At 61.3% G+C, this 23,240-nt stretch carries 20 protein-coding genes; 10 read left to right on the plus strand and 10 right to left on the minus strand.

What is annotated here, in order from left to right:
* Positions 1–53: 53 nt before the first annotated feature.
* Both H8R18_RS00805 and H8R18_RS00810 read right to left on the minus strand, forming a co-directional pair.
* Positions 54–854 carry a ParA family protein gene (locus H8R18_RS00805; RefSeq protein ID WP_191071805.1) on the minus strand — a complete coding sequence of 267 codons (801 nt, stop codon included), beginning with the start codon at positions 852–854 and terminating at the stop codon, positions 54–56.
* 23 nt (positions 855–877) lie between these two features.
* Positions 878–1,699 (minus strand): tyrosine-type recombinase/integrase, encoded by an 822-nt coding sequence (locus H8R18_RS00810; protein ID WP_191071806.1) that lies wholly within the window; start codon positions 1,697–1,699, stop codon positions 878–880.
* A gap of 1,023 nt (positions 1,700–2,722) precedes the next feature.
* Between H8R18_RS00810 and H8R18_RS00815 the strand changes: the two genes are divergently transcribed.
* The 4 genes from H8R18_RS00815 (at position 2,723) to H8R18_RS00830 (ending at position 7,586) form a co-directional block, all read left to right on the plus strand.
* On the plus strand, positions 2,723–3,061 hold the full coding sequence (locus H8R18_RS00815) for a hypothetical protein (RefSeq protein WP_194189309.1): 339 nt from the start codon (positions 2,723–2,725) through the stop codon (positions 3,059–3,061).
* 74 nt (positions 3,062–3,135) lie between these two features.
* Positions 3,136–3,975 carry an ATP synthase subunit B family protein gene (locus H8R18_RS00820; protein ID WP_194189310.1) on the plus strand — a complete coding sequence of 280 codons (840 nt, stop codon included), beginning with the start codon at positions 3,136–3,138 and terminating at the stop codon, positions 3,973–3,975.
* A gap of 590 nt (positions 3,976–4,565) precedes the next feature.
* Complete coding sequence (locus H8R18_RS00825) at positions 4,566–4,712, plus strand: hypothetical protein (protein WP_191071808.1); 147 nt, start codon at positions 4,566–4,568, stop codon at positions 4,710–4,712.
* A 735-nt stretch (positions 4,713–5,447) separates the two neighbouring features.
* Complete coding sequence (locus tag H8R18_RS00830; RefSeq protein ID WP_227712917.1) at positions 5,448–7,586, plus strand: family 78 glycoside hydrolase catalytic domain; 2,139 nt, start codon at positions 5,448–5,450, stop codon at positions 7,584–7,586.
* A 24-nt stretch (positions 7,587–7,610) separates the two neighbouring features.
* On the opposite strand, the gene H8R18_RS00835 is transcribed toward H8R18_RS00830, so the two are convergent.
* Positions 7,611–8,237 (minus strand): TetR/AcrR family transcriptional regulator, encoded by a 627-nt coding sequence (locus H8R18_RS00835; RefSeq protein WP_191071810.1) that lies wholly within the window; start codon positions 8,235–8,237, stop codon positions 7,611–7,613.
* A gap of 147 nt (positions 8,238–8,384) precedes the next feature.
* Between H8R18_RS00835 and H8R18_RS00840 the strand changes: the two genes are divergently transcribed.
* From H8R18_RS00840 to H8R18_RS00865, 6 genes are all read left to right on the plus strand, one after another.
* Positions 8,385–9,680, plus strand: coding sequence for an MFS transporter (locus tag H8R18_RS00840; RefSeq protein WP_191071811.1), 1,296 nt, complete (start codon positions 8,385–8,387; stop codon positions 9,678–9,680).
* A gap of 13 nt (positions 9,681–9,693) precedes the next feature.
* Positions 9,694–10,974: a glycoside hydrolase family 1 protein gene (locus H8R18_RS00845; protein WP_194189311.1), complete on the plus strand. Its 1,281-nt coding sequence runs from the start codon at positions 9,694–9,696 to the stop codon at positions 10,972–10,974.
* A gap of 165 nt (positions 10,975–11,139) precedes the next feature.
* Entirely contained in the window at positions 11,140–11,727 is a 588-nt protein-coding gene (locus tag H8R18_RS00850) for a nitroreductase family protein (RefSeq protein ID WP_194189312.1), read from the plus strand.
* A gap of 115 nt (positions 11,728–11,842) precedes the next feature.
* Positions 11,843–12,076 (plus strand): FeoA family protein, encoded by a 234-nt coding sequence (locus H8R18_RS00855; protein WP_191071814.1) that lies wholly within the window; start codon positions 11,843–11,845, stop codon positions 12,074–12,076.
* Complete coding sequence (feoB, locus tag H8R18_RS00860; protein ID WP_227712825.1) at positions 12,073–14,370, plus strand: ferrous iron transport protein B; 2,298 nt, start codon at positions 12,073–12,075, stop codon at positions 14,368–14,370. The genes H8R18_RS00855 and feoB overlap by 4 nt, the downstream gene beginning before the upstream one ends.
* Positions 14,367–14,645 (plus strand): hypothetical protein, encoded by a 279-nt coding sequence (locus H8R18_RS00865; protein WP_191071815.1) that lies wholly within the window; start codon positions 14,367–14,369, stop codon positions 14,643–14,645. The genes feoB and H8R18_RS00865 overlap by 4 nt, the downstream gene beginning before the upstream one ends.
* A 27-nt stretch (positions 14,646–14,672) precedes the next feature.
* Here H8R18_RS00865 and pknB read toward each other — a convergent pair whose 3' ends face one another.
* The 7 genes from pknB to H8R18_RS00895 are packed head-to-tail and all read right to left on the minus strand — an operon-like array spanning position 14,673 to position 23,237.
* Positions 14,673–16,508 (minus strand): Stk1 family PASTA domain-containing Ser/Thr kinase, encoded by a 1,836-nt coding sequence (gene pknB, locus H8R18_RS00870; protein WP_191071816.1) that lies wholly within the window; start codon positions 16,506–16,508, stop codon positions 14,673–14,675.
* A complete protein-coding gene (locus H8R18_RS00875) occupies positions 16,481–18,337 on the minus strand; it encodes a serine/threonine-protein kinase (protein ID WP_191071817.1) in 1,857 nt (618 codons plus the stop codon). The genes pknB and H8R18_RS00875 overlap by 28 nt, the downstream gene beginning before the upstream one ends.
* On the minus strand, positions 18,337–19,125 hold the full coding sequence (locus H8R18_RS00880) for a penicillin-binding transpeptidase domain-containing protein (protein ID WP_420846889.1): 789 nt from the start codon (positions 19,123–19,125) through the stop codon (positions 18,337–18,339). Before H8R18_RS00880 ends, H8R18_RS00875 begins: the two co-directional genes overlap by 1 nt.
* Entirely contained in the window at positions 19,074–19,817 is a 744-nt protein-coding gene (locus H8R18_RS09825) for a penicillin-binding transpeptidase domain-containing protein (RefSeq protein WP_420846890.1), read from the minus strand. The genes H8R18_RS00880 and H8R18_RS09825 overlap by 52 nt, the downstream gene beginning before the upstream one ends.
* Positions 19,814–21,322 carry an FtsW/RodA/SpoVE family cell cycle protein gene (locus H8R18_RS00885; RefSeq protein ID WP_191071819.1) on the minus strand — a complete coding sequence of 503 codons (1,509 nt, stop codon included), beginning with the start codon at positions 21,320–21,322 and terminating at the stop codon, positions 19,814–19,816. The genes H8R18_RS09825 and H8R18_RS00885 overlap by 4 nt, the downstream gene beginning before the upstream one ends.
* Complete coding sequence (locus tag H8R18_RS00890) at positions 21,322–22,767, minus strand: PP2C family protein-serine/threonine phosphatase (protein ID WP_191071820.1); 1,446 nt, start codon at positions 22,765–22,767, stop codon at positions 21,322–21,324. The genes H8R18_RS00885 and H8R18_RS00890 overlap by 1 nt, the downstream gene beginning before the upstream one ends.
* Positions 22,764–23,237, minus strand: a complete 474-nt coding sequence (locus H8R18_RS00895) for an FHA domain-containing protein FhaB/FipA (protein ID WP_191071821.1) — start codon at positions 23,235–23,237, stop codon at positions 22,764–22,766. The genes H8R18_RS00890 and H8R18_RS00895 overlap by 4 nt, the downstream gene beginning before the upstream one ends.
* Positions 23,238–23,240: the final 3 nt, after the last annotated feature.

Below are 23,240 nucleotides of genomic sequence, written 5' to 3' on the forward strand. Positions count from 1 at the left end.
CCCGCTAGTGCCGAGTTCAAGCCACGCCGGTTCGTTGCCGTGTTGGTAGCCATCTAGTGTTCACCTCCCATCAGTGTTGCCAAATGATCGGTATAAATCCCCGCCAGTTCCGCCCCGAGATTGCCTTGCTCGTCGAGGGCTTGCGAGGCCTCACACGCGTCCGCGATCAATGTCCGCTTAGGGATCGGCGGGGCAAGCAACGCCAGATCAGCCGACTGGCTAGCCGCGATCAGTTCGTCATGCCAATGCCTGCCCGACCGCGTCAACGTCTCATGCGCATTCACGATCACCCCGCCCACACGCAACCGCGGGTTATAGGCCTCACGCACCAAATGAACCGTGTCCAGCAGCCGCACCAGGCCGTTAGCCGACCACAACCGTGCCTGTGTCACCACGACCACCACATCAGCGGCAGTAAGCGCGTTAATCGTGAGTTGATCCAGCGAGGGCGCACAATCAATAAGCACCAAGTCATACCCCGCCCCGACCCTGCCCAGTTCATCGGTGAGGCGGCGTTCACGCCCAGCACCAGCGATCACCAGTTCATCACGGACAAGGGCCAGCGACTCTCCCATCGTCGGGGCCACATCCAGCCCCTCCCACAAGCCCGGCACAATCACATCACCCAGGCCAAGACGCGTGCGAGCACTCAACACGTCCGCGACCCCGGGCGCGGTCTCAGCCAACAGCTCTTTAGAAGCCACGTTCGTCAGGTTGCCTTGGGGATCCATGTCGACCACCAACACGCTCATGCCAGCAACCACACCAGCGCGGGCCAGATGGTAGGCCGTCGTGGACTTGCCTACCCCTCCCTTTTGGTTACACAACGCCATCACCAAGGGCGCATCACTCATGTCAGTCTCCTTATCTATGCTTCTCAAAACGCGATCGTGTCCGGGATCAATCGATCGGGCAGCCGCTCTAGGGCTTGGACTTGCAACGCGTGATCGACCCCGAGATAACGCGCCGTCGTCGACAGCGACACATGCCGCATCAAGGTCTGCACCACACGCGAGTCCACACCCTCACGCAGTAGTTGCGTCGCGAACAAGTGCCGCAATTGGTGAGCAGTATCAGGGAACCCAAGACGGCGGAACGCCTGAGAGATCGAGGCCGAGACCGACTTCGGCGAGGCATGACCATCATGGGAACCCGGGAAGAGATACCCCGGCTCATACCCGCGAGCACGCGAGACCAGCACCGGATGAATCGGGATCACATCCAACCGGCCACCCTTGGAATGGACCAACAACGTGCCGGCATCGAAATCAAAATCTGAACGGTGTAGCTGTGCAATCTCGCAACACCGCAACCCAGCGAAGGCCGCGAACATGACACGGGTACGTGTCGTGCGGTGCAAAGGGGAATCCAGCACCGCGTGCAAGTGATCGATGTTGGCCGGGCGCGGTTGATACGGAGGCAGACGCGGCGCCATCACACGCGCCATCGGGTCTGTCTCCAGCAAGCCGGCCAGTAGCGCCCACTTATAGAAACACCGCAAAATCGAGGCGTAGTCATAGCGGGTCCACGGATGGTAGTAACCCGCGAGAAACCGCGTGATCTCGAATGAGGTCAACTCCTCAACCGGCTTGCCACACGCCCGCGCCACCGCACGCATCACACGCAACCGTTCATAGATCGTGCGAGGCCGCACCCCTTGAGCCAACAAGGCTTCTTCCCATAAACGCAAAATATCCACGCGCACACGAATACGAAGAAAGCCCCGCCAGCACAAGCAAAACACCCGCCAAACCAGCAACACCAGCCCGGACGGCCACGCCCGCCTATCCAGCCAAGCCGGCATAGCCAGCAATACCCGCATAGACGGCAACGCCAGCCACCAACCCAAGCGAGTAACCAAGACACACCCAACAGGGGAGCCCAGTCCTAGACCGTTACCGATAGAAACGGGACCAACGCAGCCATGCCAGCACGGCCAGCCACACCGGCAGCGCCAGCCGTGCCGACATAGCCCGCTATGCTGGAATTGCCAGCCACTCGACCAAGAAAAAACGCCCGAACACGCCACAGCGGCGCACCGCCGGGCAAAGACTTTTAATCCGTGGGTCCAGGGTTCGAGCCCCTGTGGGCGCACCACATCAGACGCCGACGGAGCCTTCTGAGGCTGAAACGGCGCAGGAACCCACGTCGGCGAATCCTCCGAGTCCATTGTACGAGTCCATTGTAGCGAGCGCCTGCGGGCGCTCGCTTGTCTTCACATTGTGTGCCTCGGTTCACCGCGAGCTGACGCGCGTGCCTCGATGCAGTCTGCATCGCCGGAGCTACTCCTCATAAGCCCGACTAAAAGGTATGCGGTGGGTGCCAGTCTGGATACTGAGGAGGTAAAAGAGCAATGACACAGTGGATGAACCCCGTTGAGATGCGCGAGCCGAGTGGCGGCGTGGTGACGACGACGGCGACCGCTCGGATGGTCGAGGTAACCACGACGACATGGGTGGAACAGTCCGTGCGGTCCTATGAGGAGGGAGGCCCCGCCCAGTCAGGTGGAACCTGGTGGCGTAAACTCCGCATTCGGTGGGCTAATCGTGCGTTCTACCCGTACCCTGAACCGTATTCGTCTTCCTGGTGGGATCGGCGGTGCCCCTCCCGGTGGATCCCCCGCGAATGTCCGTCTGACGGCTTTGCGTGGACGTTCCGGTGGATCTGGCTAACGGTTGCGGCGTGTACCGTTTTAGGAGTCTTTCTCACGTGCGCGATCGGAGTGGGCGGCGAAGTGCAGGGCGCACCTTGGGTCCGGTGGCTGAAGTATGTCGATATTGCGTCGATCCTCTTCCCTTGCCGGGTTGCCGTGACTGTCATGACGTGCTGGTTCATTCTCTGCCTGATCTTCAAGATAGCGATTAGGGCGGGAAAGAAAAGACGTTGGCGTCGAGGTTTGCCAGCACGCGGAGTCGACGAATTTGAGGCCGTCATCAATTACACGGTGCAATTCGGGGCCAATGTCATTGCCGTGATGGCCATGCTGTCCCTCGTGATGATGATGTTTGGTCTTATCCTACTCAGCCTAGCCCGTCATACAGGTGCGGATGCCCTGCGATAGCGAAAACTTCAAATATAAGTGCGTCTGAGCGGTCGTTTTGACATTGTTTATCCCTATCGAAAAGGAAGGAAGCGATGGACGTGTGGAGTGAGGACACCCCGGTGGTGGGGCAATCTGAGGCGAGTGAGACCGTTGGGAAGAAGGGTCGTGGTGGCAAGATCGCGGCTGTTGTTGGCCTGGTTGTGGTGATCGTGTTGGCTCTTGGCGGGGCCTGGTGGTGGCAAGCCGATAAGGCCCAGAAGGCTACCCAAGCCGCTGAGCACGCCTGGGCTAGCCAGGTTAGGGCGAACGAGCAGGCCCAAAGCAAGCTCGAAGACAGTCTCACCAAGGCTAGCCAGGCGGTGAGCGCGGCTGAGGGCAAAGACTTCGACGCGACCAAGCGCACGGAACTGGACAAGGCCACAGTCGACGCGGCGAAACTGGTCGAGGATGCGAAGAAGACGCGTGGGGTCAAGGTCGATAAGACCGACGCGCAAGCGTTGAAGGCGCAAACCTCGAAGCTGTCGGCCTCGACTACGGGTCTGACGAAGGCGTCGGGCAAGGTCGCTGCCGCGGTAGAAGCGTTTAGCGCCACGGTGAAGGACAAGCCGGTCGAGACTGCCCCTGCCGAGTCAGCCCCCGCCACGAGTGGTGGCACGGGTGCGACATCGAATAAGTCTGGTGTGACTGGCCAGAAGCGTTCGGGCACGTCGGCTAACGGGTCGGCTAAGCGTTCTACACGCACGAACAACGGTGGCGGGGCTGCCCCGGCGCCTGCCCCGCAATCGAACACGAACAGTGGTTCTGGTGGAAGTACCACGTGGCACGAGGCCAACCCTGATGGGTCTTACAAGATTCCCACGGACGGGAAGACACATCACTATTGCTTCCGTGGTGACACCGAGGGCAATTCCTGGCCTATCCCGTGTGACTAGTTACGCGCTTTAACAAGACTCAAGCGGGTCCCGACAGTATCGTCGGGGCCCGCTTGGTCTATCTCTAGGGCGTTCTTGCTTGGCGGTGCTAGCCGCTAGACTGGTTGGTGGCTCTCCTTGAGCCGCGCCACGGTCACACCGCTTGTAAAACAGTCCGACCGGTGAGTGCGGGAAAGGGGGTGAGGTCAGTGGGGAAAAAAGAGACTTCACGCAAAAGCGAAGCCCCGATGAAGCGCCTGCTAGTTGAGAACGCGGCGCCAATCATCAGGGCTATCGCTACAGTCATCACCGCCGTTGCGTTTCTGATCGAAGCGCTCAGGTAGGTGACCCACTTAGGGCGGGCCGCCGGGGTAGTAGAGCCGGTGGCCCGCCCGATCTATTCCAGTATAGCCCGCTAGGCGCGCCGTGCCTAGACCGGCACACGTTTCTCACACCCTCCCTGCCCGTCCGCGTACGTCGGGGCCTGTCTGCCTGCCTCACACCGGTGTGAGGGGTGAGGCGCTAGGATAAGTGGCGGCTCTCCCAAGCCACACCACGGTCACCACCTGGAAAGTAGTTGGACCGTTGAGTGCGGAAGGGAGGTGAGGTCGGTGGGCAAGAAGAAAGCCTCACGCGATAGCGAGGCCTTGATGCGGCGCCTTCTTATCGAGAATGCAGCGCCAATCATCAAGGCCTTCGCAGCAGTCATCACCGCTACGGTGTTGTTGATCCATGCGATCGCAACACTGGTGGGGTGACCCACCACGGCAGGTCGTCGGCTCACACCCGGCGGCCTGCCCGTTTAGTTGCAGTATAGCGCGCGCGACGGGGCGCGCCTAGGCCTGGACGCGATTCACCTGCCGGTTCCAACGCCGGGACTTTCGTTTCCCTGCCCGCCTTGCCGTGACTGGTGGTTGGGCTGGTCAGCGCTTCCCCGGAGCCGCGCCACGATCGCACCGTCTATGAGGTAGTTGGACCTGTGAGTGCAGAGGGGGGGATGAGGTTAGTGGGGGCGAAAGAGACCTCGCACAAAAGCGAAGCCTCGATGAGGTGCGTGCTGGTGGGAATGCAGCACCAATCATCGAGGCTATCGCAGCAGCCATCACCCTCGTTGCGTTTCATCAAAACGCTCAGGTAAATGACCCACCCGGCAGGTCATCGGCTCACGTCCGACAGCCTGCATGAAACTGATGGTAGCGCGTTCACGGGGAGCAGGTCAATGGTTGCCCAACAGTGTGGTTCTTCAGGCTTGGTAGGTCGCCGAATGGGGCGGATTGCGCGCGATGTTAGGTATGTGTTGGGACGGCGCCGTTCGTGAAGTAGCGCGCGCGAGGTACAGAAATAGACCGATATGGACTATATTGATGTGCTGTTGACGTCGCGATGCAAGGAGGCAGCCCGTGGTGACACCTGGATGGCAGGCGCAGTGGATTGGTCCGTCCCCGTCACAAGATCGAGGAGCGGAAACGCGTCCCTGGCGCGTGAGCGCACGTGTGACGATCCCGTCGACTGTCACGCATGCGAGGGCGTATGTGAGTGCACATGGCGTAGTAGATCTTCTCGTGAATGGGGAGATCGCACATAACGAGACGTTGATGCCCGGGTGGTTCAGCTATCGTTCGCGGCACCCCTATTGCATCCTCGATATCACGAACAGTCTCAAAGCTGGACTCAACACGATCGGTCTCGACATGGCGGACGGATGGTGGCGCGGGCGTTTCGGTTTCGAAGGCGGACATGTCAACCTATTTGGCACCGATCAGGCGGCCCTGCTTCACCTCGATATCACCTGTGCTAGTGGCGAGACGCTCACGGTTGATACCGATGAGACGTGGAGCCTATGGACATCCCCGCGTCCCCGGGCAGCCCTCTATGACGGCGAGACGTATGACGAGCGGGAGGACGATCAGGAATGGCTGATGGGCGAGGGCGATCCCGTGCACGTCACTCCGGTTACCGAAACGCTCGTAGTCAACGAATCGCGTACGATCGCCACAGTTGAGGAGATCGTGCCGGTTTCCGTTGACGAGCGCCCCGACGGCTCACTGCTCATCGATTTTGGTCAAAATGCCTCTGGTCGCATCGCCTTCACAGCTAATTTTGCCTGTGGGGAATCCGTGACACTCAAGCACGCCGAGATCCTCTATGACGGCGAGCTGTGCACACGCCCTCTGCGCGAAGCGCGTTCGATCGACACGTTCATCGGTGCGGGACGAGGAGCGCGCGAATACACGCCGCGCTTTACGGTGCATGGTTTTCGCTACGCGACCATTGAGGGCGCCGTCTGCCGAATCCAGCGTGACTCTATCCGTATGCGAGTCATCCGTACCCCTCTTGAGCTCACGTCGTCGCTGAAGACATCATCCAACTTGATCAACAAACTTCACGAGAACATCCAGTGGTCGTTACGGTCAAACTTCGTTGGCCTGCCCACTGACTGTCCTCAGCGAGACGAACGTCTGGGCTGGACTGGCGACATTCAGGTGTTCGCTCCAGCGGCGCTGACTCTTGCCGATTCTGCTCCCTTCTTGTCGGACTGGCTCGAAGATGTTGCAGCAGAACAGCGCGAGTTCGGTGGTATACCGCTGTTTGTCCCGACCGTTCCAACGAACGCTCCCTTCGACGACACGGCTGCGACGGCTGTGTGGGACGACGTGGCGGTTCTGCTGCCGTGGAACCTCTACTGGTTCACGGGAGAACGCACGTACCTCGATCGGCACGCTGATCTGGCGTTTGCATGGGCCGATGAACTCGTTGGTCTTCTCGGTGACGATGGGCTGTGGCGCGCGCCAATGCAGTTGGGGGACTGGCTGGATCCGGTTGCCCCACCCGATGCCCCGAATCGTGGACGCACCGACCCGGATCTCGTCGCTAACGCGTACGTTGTGCGGAGCTTGACCGTTGCAGCCCGCATCGCGCACGAAATGGGATGCGAAGACAAGGCGCAAGCTTATCGGGCTGTAGCCGAACGCGTGCGCACTGCCTTTATGCGCGCCTATGTCGGTGAGGGGGCCCGGATGGTCTCCCATGCTCAAACGGCGTACTCTCTTGCGATCAATACGGCCATTCTCGATGGCGAGTCTCGCCGCCAAGGTGGGGAGCACCTGGCGAAGATTGTTGCTGAGGACGGCTATGTCATCGGTACCGGTTTCGCGGGAACTCCGGAAGTGCTTGATGCTCTGACGAGCACCGCTCACCTCGATGTGGCCTATCGGCTACTCGAGCAAACCGAGTGCCCATCGTGGCTCTACCCCGTCACTATGGGCGCAACGACGATGTGGGAACGCTGGGATTCCTTGCGCCCCGACGGCAGTATCAACCCGGGCGGAATGACGAGCTTCAATCACTACGCCTTCGGTGCGGTGGCCGACTGGATGTATCGGACGATTCTCGGCGTGACTGCGATTGAGCCCGGTTTTGCCCGAATTCGGATTGCTCCGCGGCCGGGCGGGAGTCTCACGCACGCGCGTGGCCACATTCGAACCCCGCACGGTGACGTCGTCGTGAACTGGCGTATCGGCGGCGGAATGCTGACGTTGACGGGATCGACACCGACCTTGACCGAAGTGGTCGTGGGAGGGCAGGTCCGTGAGGTGCGGGGAGAATTCGCCGTCACAGCACCATGGAGGTGACGCGGTGCGCGCGGCAATCGGTGCCTACGGTGTTGCGGCTCCGTCGGCGGGATCAACCGCGATGAGGGAGAGGTAGGCGCGCAGAATCCCGGGCATGTCGAGCGTCGAATCGTATACCCAGGCGTCCTGTAGTCCCCACACGAGTGCGGCGATGTGATTGGCAACGGCGTTGAGGTCAAGCCCCGGCTTTAGGCGTCCTGCCGCGTTCTCTCGTGTGAGCTCGTCTGAGATCGTTTGGGTGAACTGGCGCTGCATATCCGCCATGTACGTGTGAAGCGGGTGCTCGGGACTTGCGGCCTCAGCACGCAAGCGGGTGTCGAGCTTAAGAATGCCCGGAAACGTCAGGTTGTACTCGAGGATGTGTGGTACCGCGTCAAACCAGCCGTAGCGGTCGATGAACTCTTCGCGAATAGGCTGCTGTAGCCGCATCCGCTCGGTCAAGACGGCCTCGATCAGCCCGTCCTTTGAACCGAAGTGGTGCAGGATGAGCGAATGGCTTACGCCCAGTTCCCGGGCAATTTGGCGCAGTGAGAGTCCCTGGATTCCCCGCGATGCGAAGACGGAAAACGCGTTGCGGATGAGCTCTTGCCTACGTTTTTCCCCATTGGCATAGGTTGCCCGTGCGTCGTGGGCCGAGTTGTCGAGGATCATCGTGCTCCCTGTGGTTGACCTCGACCCAGTCTAGTTGGCGACAGCCTCGATAAACTTGACCGATATGGTCAAGCTTGCTAGCGTGGTTGCGTCATGACAGTGATGTACCTCCCGTGGGCGACGTAGCCCCGAACAGATGGGAAAACCATGGCCAATAGACCACGTCCCGTAGCGGATGAAACGAAACCCGTCGACGCCGGTGATGACGTCGAAGAGCGCATGATCGCCGCTCGTTACGGCAACCCCAAGCGAACCGTCGGCCTCGTCTTGCTGGCGGCCGCCGGCGGATATCTCATGATGCTCACCTTGGCTACGGCTCTCCAGCTGCGGCTGACGAGCATTGACGAGGCAATGGCAACAACGGCGTATTCGCGGATCGTTACTGTGTCCGGCATCGTTCTGCTCTTCGCCGTGCCGCTGGTCGGTGCGCTGTCCGACCGTACGACGTCGCGTTTTGGGCGTCGCCGACCGTGGATCATTATCGGTTACCTGTTGACTCTCGTATGCATGTACGGGATTGGCGTCTCGAGCAGCTATCTCACCATTGGCATCTGTTATGTCGTCGGCTTCCTCTTCGCTCAAACGTCATTCAATATCTTTTCCGTGATCCCCGTCGAGGCGGTTCCCAACAGGTTGCGGGCGCGCGTGATGGGCTTCATGGGAATGTTCGGCGCTCTGGCTATGCCAGTCGGTGCGGCGCTCGCCGGGCGCCTCGTCGCCGCACCGATCCTCATGATGACGGTACCGGTGGTTGCCGCCGTCGTGACCGTTATTCCTTTACTCGTGCTCTTCCGTGACCCGCAGTGCGGAAAAGATGAGGTGCCGCCGCTGAATGTACGACAGCTCTTTGCCGGCTTTTTTGTGAATCCCCGCAAGCATCCGAATTTTGGATGGGTGTGGCTATCGCGATTCCTCGCCGGCATTGCCATGACGTCGTTCCTGAGCTTCTTCGTGCTCTATCTGGTGACAAATCTTCACTATTCGCCCGGAGAAGCCGGCGGCAAGGCAGGACTGCTGTCGCTGTATTCGGCACCGGTTTCGATCCTCTTGTTTACCTGCTCGGGGTGGCTGTCAGACAAGCTAGGCAGGCGTAAGCCCTTCGTCATCGGCGCAGCAATCGTCATGGCCACCGCTTTGGTGATCGCGGGAATGGCTGACGACTTCGCGACCTTCACTGTTGCGTGGCTGGTCTTTGCGGTTGGTCAGGCTATGTTCCTCACCGTGGATCTCGCACTGTGTGCACAGGTGCTACCGAATGAAGCGGATACCGGTAAAGACATGGCGGTATTCGCCCTGGCCTTAAACCTTCCGACGATCGTTGTACCTGCCGTAGCCCCGGCAATCCTTGGAGCCTCGCACAACTACACATTACTGTGGGGAATTGCCGCAGTGTTGACACTGGTCGGTGCCGCGATTATCCCCCTCGTTCGCAACGTCAAGTAGGAGATGTCATGACGTGTTATCCCGAGAAGCCCAGTCCCACTCACAGCCGGTTTTTCCTGATGGATTTCTGTGGGGAACGGCAACCGCAGCCCATCAAGTCGAGGGCTCGTGCGTGAACAATGACGTGTGGCTGTACGAGCATGTTCAGGGGTCGATCTACACTGAGTCCTCAGGTGACGCTATCGATCACTATCACCGCTACGCTGACGACATTGCCCTTCTGGCCGAACTTGGCTACGGGGCATATCGATTCTCGCTGGAGTGGAGCCGGATTGAACCGGCGGAGGGTGAATTCTCCGAGGCCGAGTTAGCCCATTACCGCCGTGTCCTTGAATGCTGCCACCGTCACGGGATTACCCCGATCGTCACCTATCACCACTTCACCTCGCCCGTTTGGCTGATCCGCGAAGGCGGCTGGGAGGCCCCCACGACGCCGCAACGTTTTGCCCGGTTCGCGCGAGTCGTCACCGAACGGTTGGGTGATCTGTTCGATATCGCGTGTACCCTCAACGAACCGAACCTCGCCGTACTGCTGGCGGAATATGGGATGGCCGAGTCTCGACGCGAAGACCGTGCGAGCAATCTTATGTGGCAGGGCGTTGGCGAGGCCCTCGGTATCGCCCCCGAAGATGTTGCTGGATTCCAGCTGTCGGGCACCGAGGAGTCCATGCGGATCAAGATTGCCGCTCACCATGCGGCTGTCGATGCCATCAAATCTGTGAAACCGACGATGCGGTGCGGGTGGACGCTAGCCAACGCGGATATTCAAGCGAGGCCGGGAGGGGAAGAGTATGCGCGCGAGCTGCGTCAGCGCAATAACATCCGCTTCCTCGAGGAATCTCGGGGCGACGACTTCGTTGGCATTCAGACCTACAACAGGGCGGTATTCACCGCGGAGGGCATGGCAGATCCACGTTCTGATGCCGCTGTGACCCCAACCGGTGAGGAAATCTGGCCGTGGGCCATCGGCAACACCATTCGGGAGGCGTGGGAGATCGCGGGTGTCCCCATCATCGTGACGGAAAATGGTCTCAACACCGAAGATGATTCGCAACGCGTCGAATTCTTGACGGTCGCGACGACTGAAGTGGGTAAGGCGATCACCGATGGTGTCGACGTGCGCGGCTACATGTGTTGGTCGACCTTCGATAATTTCGAGTGGGTCTTCGGGTATGGTCCGAAATTCGGCATTATCGCGGTTGATCGCACGACTCAGGAGCGTCACGTCAAAGAATCGGCCCGGGTTCTCGCGAGGATCGCGGCCACCAATGGCGCGATCTTGGTCGGCGGTTAGGTGTCGCTGGGGCGGCGGGTGCACCTCGGGTCGGCGTGTGCCGGCCTGGGGTGCGCCAGTGGCGGACGTGATGGACGCGACGCCGCGCAGCGATTGTGACGTCAGCGAAGGTAGTTTAAAGTTTAACTATCTACGGCTTCGTAACTAACTGTGAAGGAGACACTGGTGACGTACCTTGATGATCTGAAGAAGCGACGCTCGCGCTACGACCTCACCTCGGAGCTGCCGATGAGCGAGGAAGCCCTCGTTGACCTCGTCGAGGTGGTCACCCTGGAGGTTCCCGACGCGTTCAATATGCAGTCTCAGCGCGTCGTTGTCCTCACCGGCGAACGTCATCGTCGGTTCTGGCAGGTCGTTGACGAGGCTTTTGAGGGGCAGGTTAGCGCCGACAAGCTCGCCGGCTTCTCCGGTGCAGCCGCGACGCTTTGGTGCGCCGCGACGTTGCTTTTTGCTACCGACACGGCAACTGTCGAGGACCTTCAGTCGCAATTCGCGCTCTATACCGACAAGTTCCCCGGCTGGGCTCGTGAGTCGGTCGGAATGTTGCAGTACGCGGTGTGGACTGCCCTCGCTACCGAAGGCGTTGGCGCGAACATTCAGCACTACAACCCTGTCATCGACAAGGCGGTTCACGAGGAATTTGGTGTCCCGGCCGAGTGGGAGCTCGTGTCGCAGATGGTCGTCGGTGGCATTGGCTCCGAACCTGGCGAGAAGGAGCTCAAGCCGATCTCCGAGCGCGTCGTCACGCGCTGAAGCCGTCCCGGCCACTCCGGGAAAGGCGGAGTGTAGGCGAGCCATGCAGGTAACCGACACGTCAGGTTACTAACGTCCTGCGTTGTTGGGTATGGTTCGCCTACACTTTCTTTCTATGAGGCTTACCGAAGTAACTGTCGGCCGAACCGTCCGGTTGAAGGAGTTCGGCTGTTCTCCTGAGCACGAGCTGCGCGTCAAAGAACTCGGGCTGCGCGAGGGGGCGGTTTTCCGCGTGACTCACCGCGCGGGCTTCGGTGGTGTTGTCATCAATCTCGCTGGTTCGCGCATCGCGATCGACCGTGGCGCGGGCCGTCATGTGGTCGTCGAGCCGATGGAGATGGCCTCGTGAGCTGCCCGCACTGCGCGGGCACGGTCGCGCTAGCGGACCCACTTGTGCCGACGGCAGATACCGTGTTGCTTGTCGGTAACCCGAACGTCGGGAAGTCGACACTGTTCAACACGTTGACGGGCGCGCGTCAATCGGTGTGCAACGCCCCGGGAACGACCGTGGAGGTTTTCTCGGGTCGATGGAAGGCCCTCGGTGTGCGCCTTATTGACACACCGGGTACCTATTCGTTACTGCCGGCGTCGCCGGACGAGGAAGTCGTCGTCGATACGGTCTCCGGTAGTCAAGGCTCGCTCACCGACCCGCATGCGGGCTCGGGTGTGGGACTCGTCGTCGCTGTTTTGGACGCGACCGCTCTGTCGCGTTCGCTGTATTTGCTTGGGCAGTTGGCTCAGGCCGGCGTGCCTGTCGTATGCGCGCTGACGATGTATGACGTCGCTCAGGCGTCCGAGGACGCGTGCGACGCGCGGGCGCTCGAGGCCGTGCTGGGCGTGCCGGTTGTCGTTGTTGATCCGCGTCGCCGTCGTGGTCTGGACGAACTAACCCAGACGGTTCGCCGTGCTCTCGAGGAACGCCCTCGTATTACCTCACTGTCGATCGACCCCGGGGCTCCCGGCTACAACGCCCACATTGACGTCACCGACGACGCCGACGTCATCGTCGGCTCCCGCGGGGAGACCGAGCGCGCCACCCAACTGTTCGACTGGATTGCCACGGTGTGCGATTCCTTAGGCGATAACGTTCCGGTGGCCAGCCATGTGTCGCTGTCGGACCGCATCGACCGTGTACTCCTCAACCCGGTCGTGGGGATCGGGTCGTTCCTTGCGGCGATGTATCTGGTGTTTTGGCTATGTAACACGTTCGCGGCGATCTTCCAAGATCCCTTCGAGCAGGTCTTTGACTCCTCCGAGGGATGGGAACTGACGATACCTGCCGAAACCTTCTTCGGTTGGCCGGGCGGTGACATCACGCTGGCGCACGGGCCCTCCCTCGCCCAGGGGGTCAGCTGGATACTCGAGCACATCGGGCTTTCCGGGGGCGTCGTTGAAGGCATTATCAACGGTGGCCTGCTTACCGGGATCGGGGTTGTTGCGTCCTTCGCCCCCTTGATGATCGTCATGTTTATCGCCATTGGGATGCTCGAGGACTCCGGGTATATGGCGCGCATTGCCTTCCTTGGCGATCGACTCATGCGCGTCATCGGCTTGGATGGGCGCGTCATCATGCCATTCGTTGTTGGGTTTGGCTGTAACCTGCCGACCTTGGCAGCGCTGCGGACCCTGCCGAACTCGCGCCATCGCATCATCGCCGTCATTCTCACGCCCTACCTGACGTGTAATGCACGTCTCGTCGTCTACCTGCTCATTGCTAACGTCTTTTTCCCCGCGCACACGACGTTGATCGTATGGCTCATGTACCTGGTTTCGGTGTGCATGGTCGTCTTCGGGGGACTTGTTCTGAAACCGTTCTTGCTCAAGGGCGAGTCCTCTGCGCCACTTTTGCTCGTGTTGCCTCCCTATCAGACTCCGCGGGCACTGGTGACGCTGCGAACCTCGGCCCAGCGCACGTGGGCGTTCCTTACGGGAGCGGGAAGGGTCATTGTCGTACTCACGATTGTCGTGTGGTTGCTCATGCACATTCCCCTCACCGGGAAACATGCGGTGGGTGAGGACATGCCGCCGGCGGATTCTGTCTATGGTGCCGTTGCCGGGGCGGTGTCACCTGTGTTTGCTCCTGCCGGCTTTGACGACTGGCATCTGACGGGTGGTCTCATCACGGGCTTCATCGCGAAGGAAACGATGCTAGGTTCGCTCGCGGCGACCTATCAGACGGATAACCAGGCAGCGTGTACGCCTGAGAAGACGGCGCTGGCCGAAACCTACAATCCCATGAGCGACGCCGATATCGACGCCGATCTGCAACGTCGATTGAGCGCGGGAGATCCAGAAATCGCCCGCTATGGCACGCTTGCGCGCGCACGCGCGGCGGTCGACCAATCGTTCACCGACATGTGCGTTGGTCTTCATTTGGGCACCGCCGAAGACGACTCTGCGGCGACCGCTCAGATGAGCGATCAGCTCAGATCAACACTCAAAGGCACTGCGGGCGATGCAGCCGGGGTTGCCGCGTTTGCCTTCCTGATCTTTGTCCTCACCTATACGCCCTGCCTGGCAACCGTCGGAGAACAATGGCGGCAGCTCGGTCCGCGTCGAACCCTGACGGCGGTGGCTGCTCAGCTCGTCGTCGCCTGGTTGCTGGCGACACTCGTATTCCAGATCGGCAGGATGATCCTGTGAATAATCCCGTTGACCTTGGTTCTCCCCGTCTGCTGTCGGCGCATGAACGTTTGGTAATTGCTCTTCAACGCGGTGCCACTGCTCGACGCGCCGGGCAAATCGCCGGCGTGCCGGAGGAGCGCGCCCAGCTCATGCTCGACCATCTTCAGCGCGCTGGCATGTTACGCACAGCTGGTCAGGCCATCGGGTGCGAACAGGGCGCGTGTTCTGCTACCCCCAGCGCCGATCCCAACGTTGCCATGCACTGCGCGGGCTGTCCGTTGGCCCACGGCTAGGCGACGCGGACCAACGATGGCCGACTTCTACGACGGGGAATTGTTGTCCGGGGCGTCCGTACTGGGAGTCGTCGGGGACGGCGACGCAGGTGTGGTCGGCTCCGGGGGACGCTGAGCGATCGTTATCGTCACGCGGGTGCCGATCTTGATGTGTCCCGACGCCGAAATCGACATGACCGTACCCGGCTGCGCATCCGAGGACTGCTGAGTCACGGTGTTGGCCGCAAGCCCGAGGTTATTGAGGTAGGCGACGGCCTCGTCCTGACCACGCCCAACGATCTGGGATTCGTCAATCGAGACATATCCCGACGCAAGAACCAGGTCGACCGAGTCGCCCTCGGCAACCTGCGAACCGGCAGACGGCGAGCTACGCAACACCGAGCCGGCGTCAGTCTTTGGCGCGTCTTCCTGAGTCACGTTGCCGACCTTGAGCTTGAGGCTCTCCAACGTCTTGCGTGCCTGTTCCTGCGACTGGCCGCGCAGATCGGGGATCGTTACCGACGCCGGTCCTGATGAGGGATGGAGAGTGACCACCGAACCGACGGGAACCATCGTCCCGGCCGGCGGATCGGTCTGGGCCACGAGGTCGGCATCAACCGAGTTCGACGCGACGGGATCGCCTTCGCGCACACCTAGCCCGAGTTCCTTCAGCTGTGCTTCGGCATCAGCCATCGACTGACTGATGAGGGTGTTGGGGATCCTCACCTCGTCCGGTTTCGCCAAAAGGCTCTGATAGGCGAGCACACCCCCGACGCCCAACACGGCGACGAATAGCAAGGCGACGAGTGACCACAACACGCGCTTATGACGCGTGCGCCGTCGGTCCTCATCGCGTCGAGATCCGTTGGCGTCGGTGGGGCGCGGCCGTTCGAGCGTCAGGGGATTGGTGACGTCCTTTTCCCGAGCCCGTTGGAAAGGCTCGTTCACCCGGGTCGCGGCCATCTGGCGAGTGCGACCGGCGTTGGCTTCCCACGTGTCAATCGGCGGCGCCTGAATGGTCGAGCCACGCCCGGCCGCGATCAAGTCGCGTCGCATGCTGGCAGCGTCTTGGTAGCGGTCGATCGGTCGTTTCGCTAGGGCCTTCATCAGCACACGGTCGAGTGCGTCCGAGATGTCCAGAGTGATCGAGCTGGCCAGCGGTGGTGCCTCAGAGACATGCTGATAGGCGACGGCGACGGCCGAGTCGCCTCGGAACGGCGGGCGCCCCGTCAACAGCTCAAATAGCATGCAACCAGCCGAGTAGAGGTCGGAACGGGTATCAACCTGTTCGCCTCGCGCTTGCTCGGGAGAAAGGTATTGAGCGGTTCCGACGACGGCATCCGTCTGAGTCATCGTCGCGCCCGAATCCTCTAGGGCACGCGCGATCCCGAAGTCCATGACCTTGACTTCGCCGCTCATCGTCAACATGACATTGCCCGGTTTGATGTCGCGGTGCACCAGGCCATGCGCATGTGAGAATTCGAGCGCATTGAGGACGCCCGAGATAATTTCGATGGCTTCCTCGATGGGGACCGGCTGGCCATCGGTGAGGAGTTCGTGGACGGTGTGCCCCTCAACGTACTCCATGATGATGTAGGGAACACTGACACTCGTGCCGTCCGGGACAATAACGGTGCGCTCGCCCGTGTCATAGACGGCAACGATATTCGGGTGATTCAGCGACGCCGCAGCCTGTGCTTCGCGACGGAAACGAGCAAGGAAAATCGCGTCTCGCGCCAGATCGGTGCGCAGCATCTTGATGGCGACATTACGTGACAGCCGCAGGTCGTAGCCGAGGTGCACCTCAGCCATGCCACCTCGTCCAATAAGCTGGCGAACCTCGTAGCGTCCATCGCTTAGACGTTCAGGAGAGGCATCAGCCATGGGGACTCCTTTAGGGTATCGGGGCTGGTAACGGCCACGGACAACGATGCAGATTCGCCGACGCTCGCGACACCGGGCTGCTCGTGCGACAGGGTGAGACCGAGGAACGTGAGAACGAAAATAACGATCCCGGCGATGAGCGGTCCCAACCACGGTTCTTTATCGAGCACGGGAATTTCCGCGCAGTGGCGAGCGGCGTCATCTGGCGTGGAAGCCACAAGCTCAGCGGGCACGTCGCTGTGAGATGCGAGGTCGGATTCTCGCGACCAGGTCGTCGGCATGGGGGATGATGAGGTCCCTCTTAGCGCAGGCCACATCGCGGGAGCTTCGGTTACGTCGGCCTGAGGCTCGACCGACGGGTCGTCCTCGGCCGACGGTGCTGGCGCCGGTCGGTGTTGCTCGCCCTTATCCATGGATGGCAACAGGTGAGCGTCGAGGATGACCTCGACTGGACGCGAGGTCGTATCCGAGACATCACTACCGATGGCGCGTTCGGCTCGCTCGAGTCGCTCCGCCCGACGGCGCGCCAGCTCTTCCACAGTGGGCATGATCGAGTCCGGCATGATGTCGGGAGCCGGTACCGTGCCACCGGCGAGGCTTGTCATGGGGGAGCCATCTGCCTCGAGAGGTACGAGACGATCGCGTGCATCGTCGTCCGAGACGACGGGTGCTGCATCATCGTCAAGCGGCGACATCGCCACGGGAGCGATTTCCTCGACGCTGACAGCATGTGCCCGCGGGGGCGCTTCTGTGTCCTCGTGAGTATCCTCAATCGATGCGTCGACGCCCCCGTCAACGTCACATTCCTCGGCCTCGCTGATTGCCCGTGCCTGGGCCTGCGCCGCCTCATCAGCCTGCTTGGCCGCTTCGGCAGCCGCTTCGACGTCCTCGGGCCGCCGAGCAAACGAAATGCCCAGCTGAACCATAACCTGCTCGATGCGATCACCGAGTTCGAGTGCCGATGCGGGGCGATGCCGCGGGTCCTTTTCCAGCAGCGACATGACGAGCTCGGCGAGGGGCTTCGGGACATCCGCCGGAAGTGCAGGTACCGGTTTGTTTACGTGTGCGAAGGCGATATCGACCTGGCGTTTGCCCGTAAACGGACGCTGCCCGGCCAGAGATTCGTAGGCGATGACCCCCAACGCATACAGGTCACCCACAGGTGTCGCGGGATTACCGACGGCTTGCTCCGGAGGCAGATACTGGGCGGTTCCCATGACCATGCCGGCAGCTGTTAGCGTCACCTGGTTGGTAGCGCGCGAAATGCCGAAGTCGGTCAGTTTGACCATGCCCTGCGGCGTCACCATGATGTTGCCGGGCTTAATGTCGCGGTGGACGATCCCCGCCCGGTGAACGGTGTCGAGAGCATTTGCCGTCTGCATCATGACGGAGAGCAGAAAATCAATCGGCAGCCTCGGATTATCAGCGAGAATCTGAGTGAGGGGTGTTCCCTCGACGAGTTCCATGGCGATCCAGCCCAGTCCCTCTTCTTCGCCAGAATCGTAGACCTGTGCGAGGTTGGGGTGGTGAAGCGTCGAGGCATTGGCGGCCTCGATACGCAGGCGCGACAAGAAAAGCTGCTGGCCAGCAAGCTCAGGACGCAGGATCTTCAGTGCGATTGCATCCGGGGCTGATTCGTCGTAGGCCCGCCAGACCTCGCCCATTCCGCCGATGGCTACACGTGAGGACAACGTATAGCGCCCGCCGATCACCCGGCCGGCGTGGAGACTTGCCAGCGACGAGGTGTCCTCAACCGGACTCGGTGCCGGATCAACCGGGGTGACCGGTTCCGACACCTGAGTCGTGCGAGATTGTGCCGCCAGACTCATCAGTGGTTCAACCTTGCGAGAATCATGTCGCGTGCGATCGGGGCGACGTCGGCGCCGTGAAGCGAGCGAACGCCGTTTTGATCGCCTTCAACGACGACGGCGAAAGCAATCTTGGGATCGTCAGCCGGGGCAAAACCGACGAACCACCCGTCGGCTCGGCCCGAGTCCCCGACTTCCGCCGTGCCCGTCTTACCGGCAACCTGAACGTCCTTAATTCGGGCTTGCGTGCCCGTGCCCTGATTGACGACGGCAACCATCATGTCGGTGAGCTGGTTGGCGACCGAAGCCGATATGGGCTCACCCACGCGCTTAGGGGCGGTCGTCGACGTGGGGTTGAGCTGAGAGTCGAGCTCGCGCGCAACGAGATACGGCTGCATCCTTACCCCGTCATTGGCGATCGTTTGCGCGACCATCGCCATCTGCATCGGGGTGACCTGAACGTTGTACTGGCCGATCGCCGAGTAGGCGAGCTGAGGCGGCGCCATGACGTCGGCGTTATCGCCCTCGAGCTGCGGATAGATGGACTCGGTAACAGCCAGGGGCATCGTGAATGACTTATTGAAGCCAAAGGCCTCGGCCATCTTCTGCATCTGATCTTGACCGAGATTCATCCCGGCCTGGGCAAACGGAGTGTTACACGACAGGGCGAAGGCAATGCGCAGCGGCGGATGGCCACCAGCACACGTCGAATGATCGATGTTTGACAGCGTGCGCTCAGTTTGCGGCAGTTGGATGGTCACCGGCGCCTGAACGGTCGTGTCGGGAGTGTATTGTCCAGACGACAGCATTGCGGCAGCCGTAATGAGCTTGAACGCTGAACCTGGTGCGTAACGATGCCCGCCAAATGCCCGGTTGTCCATGGGCGCGCGGGATCTTTCTGGTAGGCCTCCATAGCCTGCGTCGCGTGGGACTGATCGAGAGTGGCGAGCGCGTTTGGATCGTAGGAGGGGCTCGACACAGCCGCGAGGATGGCACCCGTTTTGGGATCAATAGCGACCGCGGCCCCACGCCGGCCGCCAAGCGCCTGCCAGGCGGCCTGTTGAACAGCCGGGTCGATCGTCAATTCGATGGCACCGCCCGACTCTTCGGTTCCCTTGACCATTTGAGTCAGCCGGTCCATGAGTTGGGAGGGGGCCTGGCCCAGCAAGACCTCGTTCTCGGTCTGCTCGAGCCCCTGCGATTGTCCCTGCAACGAATAGAAGCCCGTCAGCTGCGAATACATTCCGTCGCTTGCCATGTAGGAGCGTTGATAACGCTTATTCGTTCCCTGTGACGGTAGCGGAGTCGAGGACGCGATGGGGGTACCCGAGACGATGATGGGGCCGCGCGGTTTTCCCTGGGCGTTGTAGATCGTCCGGGTGTTGCGGGAGTCGGCGGTCAGGTCGGCAGCGGCAAAAAACTGGGTTGCTGTCGTCGACACCATGACCGCGAGGACCATGACGAGGACGACGAACATCAAACGCTTGACTTGCGCGTTCACAGGTTCTCTCCTCCCTCTTGCGCGGTAGCGGGTTCGCTCGATGGCGTGGACTGAGCCTCGCTCTTGCGCCGAATTCGTGGTCCTGATGCATGCTCGCGCGCCTTCTCGCGCGCTTCGCGATCGAGGATGAGGTTGATCTCGGTGGTGGACACGGTGCCACCCGGAGTCGCCGGACGACGTGCGGAGTGCGAAATCCGCAGCAAAATCGCAAGGATCATCCAGTTCGCCAGCAGTGACGATCCACCGGCCGCGACGAAGGGGAGGGTCAGGCCGGTCAGCGGGATGAGTCGGGTCACGCCACCGACGACGACGAATACTTGCAGGCCGATGGCAAATGCCAAGCCCGACGCCAGCAGCTTGCCAAACCCATCGCGTACCGAGACAGCCACGCGCATCCCGCGCTCAACGAACACGAGATAGATCAGCAGCAACACCAGGGCGCCGCTCAGGCCGGTTTCCTCAGCGAGGGAGGCGTAAATGAAGTCGGAATTCGCCTGAGACACGAGCCACGGATAGCCGTGCCCCCATCCGGTGCCGATCATTCCGCCATTAGCCATGCCAAACAGGCCCTGGACAAGCTGCCACGATCCTCCGGTTGCGCGGTTATAGACCTCGGGATTAAACGGGTCGAGCCACACCTCGAAGCGGGCGCCGACGTGGGAAAAAATCTTCGATGCCGCCCACGCGGCCGGGAGGAAGAGGGCCGCGCCAATAGCCAGCCAGGACACCTGGTTCGTCGCGACATAGAGCAGGGCAACGAACAGGCCGAACAGCAGCAGCGACGTTCCCAGATCCCGTTGAAGGACAAGAACAGCGAGGGAGAGGATCCATACGACGACAATCGGGCCGAAGTCGCGCAGTCGTGGTAGGCGCAGACCGAGGATTTTCTTTCCCCCTAAAGCCAGGGAATCTCGGCGAGCCACGAGGTAGCCGGCGAAGAACACGGCAAAGCAGATTTTCGCGATTTCCGAGGGCTGGAACGTAAACCCGAAGACATCGATCCAGATCTGCGCGCCGCCACGCCGGGATCCCAATCCCGGCAAAACGGGCAGCAGTAACAACACAATGCCGAGCACCATCGACGTGTAGGTGAATCGGCGTAGCTGCCGATGATCGCGCAAAACGATGAGCGTCACGGCCATGAGCACGATGCTCACCAAGGTGATGATGAGCTGCTTCGAACCGGTGACGTTGGCTTGCTGACCGACCGCGCGGTAGGAGATATCGAGGCGGTAGATCATGGCGACCCCCAACCCGTTGAGGGCAACCGCGCACGGCAATAGGACCGGGTCGGCGTAGGGGGCGAAGTACCGGACGATGAGGTGGGCAACGACGCAAAAGACGAAGAATATGGCAACGCTGCGGGTAAACGTCGGTGTGAGCGCACCCTGCATGTTCAGCATGGTCGAGGCGAAGGCGAGCGTGCCGATGAGGAAGGCGATGATGAGCAGGCAGATCTCGGCCAGCCGCCCCGTAGGAGCGCGATCGAATCTCAGTGACGCCATCAGTGCGACGCCTCCGTCGCTGCGGCTTCAGACTCGCTCGGCTCAGCAGAGGGAGGAGTTGGCTGTGAGCCAACCTCGGTCGTATTGACGGTGATCTCGGTTGAGTTTCGCTTCAGCCATTGTGTGGCCGCCTCGGCTGACCGCTGATCGAGCGAGGGGGCGAGCGTGCGCGCAGCAGCGCAGGTGAGGACGCGGCTTGCCGTCGGATCGACGAACAGTGACGCATCGTGACTGGAGGAAATCTTGTCACAATCGCTCGTCGAGGCCACCACCGTGTAATCGTCAAGGACGGTGCGGTGGGTGTACAACGTCAGCGGCCCGATCGTTCCGGGTGTGCCCTCGTAGAGGACGACCTGGTCGTCCTCCAACGTCAGTGTCCAGCCCGTGCGCATGTGCGCGAGGCCCCGGTAGCCGCCAAAAGCTAGAAGCGCGAGGATGACGATGGTGATGCCCAGTGCAACGATGCCGCGTTTGCGGGAGCGGCGAACAAACTCGTTCGAGGGCGCCTGTGGTTGCGCGGGGTCCTTGTGCGTTGGGTGAGTGGTCGACGTGGTCGTCGCGAGTGGACGGGTATCGTCTTCGAGCGCTGCCGAAGCATCATCGGTGGGGATCTCGGCAGTGGGCAAATCCGGTGTGATCGGAGTACGCGTGCCATGCTCGTCCGCCAATGCGGCAGCTCCCACCGTGATTGGGGCCGTCGGTAGGTTGGGCGTGCGATCCTCGTCCACGACATCCGCGACGATGCAGGTGATGTTGTCGGGGCCGCCACCGGCCAGTGCCGCCTCAATGAGTTTTTCGCAGGCGGTGTCCGGGTCCGCATAGCGGCTCAAGATCGCATGAAGCTGAGAATGGTCGACGACGCCCGAGAGGCCATCAGAGCACAACAGCCATCGATCGCCCACTTCGGGCAGCGATGTCGCCCGGTCGACTTCGACTCGCCCTTGCGTATCGCCGAGGACGCGCAACAGCACGGAACGTTGAGGGTGCGTCGCCGCCTGCTGGGGGGTGAGCTGGCCCTGTTGGATGAGGTATTGGACGAACGAATGATCGGTCGTCATCTGTTCGAGAGCTCCGCCGCGCATCCGATAGGCCCGCGAATCGCCGATATGGGCTAGGCAGAATGTGTCTCCGGAACGGATGAGCGCCGTGCAGGTTGTCCCCAACCCCTCCAGCGACGAATCGTTGCGTGAAGAGGACACGATATGTTCGTGGGCGGCATTGATCGCGTGAACCAATTGGTCGCCCATGTCGGTGGCGAGAAAAGAATCGTCGTCAAGTTTTCGTAGCTCATGCACGGTGACGGTCGAGGCGATGTCACCGCCTGCCGGGCCTCCCATGCCGTCGGCCAGCACCAGCAGATGCGGCCCGGCGTAGGCTGAATCCTGATTAGACGACCGTACCCGCCCCTGGTCGGAGCGGGCGCCGTAGTTGAGCGCGATCTTCATCGTGTGAGCTCCAAAATCGTCTGGCCGATGCGGACCTCCATGCCGATCGCTAACTGGCGCGGGGATGTGAGCCGCTCGCCATCGACGAACGTCCCGTTGGTCGATCCCAGGTCCTCAACGTGCCACACGCCATCGGATTTGTAGAAGCGGGCGTGTTGAGACGATGCGTAGGAATCGTCGATGACCAGCGAGCATGCCGCAGAGCGGCCAACGCGGATCGCCGAGGATCCCAGAGGCAAAGATGCGCCCGCCTGTGGTCCGCCGGTCACTGACAGGTGGTGTGGTTCGGCTCCGATCCCTCCACGGGGACGGCGCGACTTAGCCTTGCGGCGGGCTTTGGTCACGCGTCGCGACGAGAGCGAACGCGCAAACATGTCCCCGCGCAGCACGAAGATTGCGGCGAACACAAAAAGCCACAGTAGAGCTAAGAAGCCAAATCTGATGAGGGTGTACAGCAGTTCGGAACCCACGCG

It is taken from the genome of Nanchangia anserum, from assembly GCF_015240065.1.
Taxonomy (GTDB): Bacteria; Actinomycetota; Actinomycetes; order Actinomycetales; family Actinomycetaceae; genus Nanchangia; species Nanchangia anserum.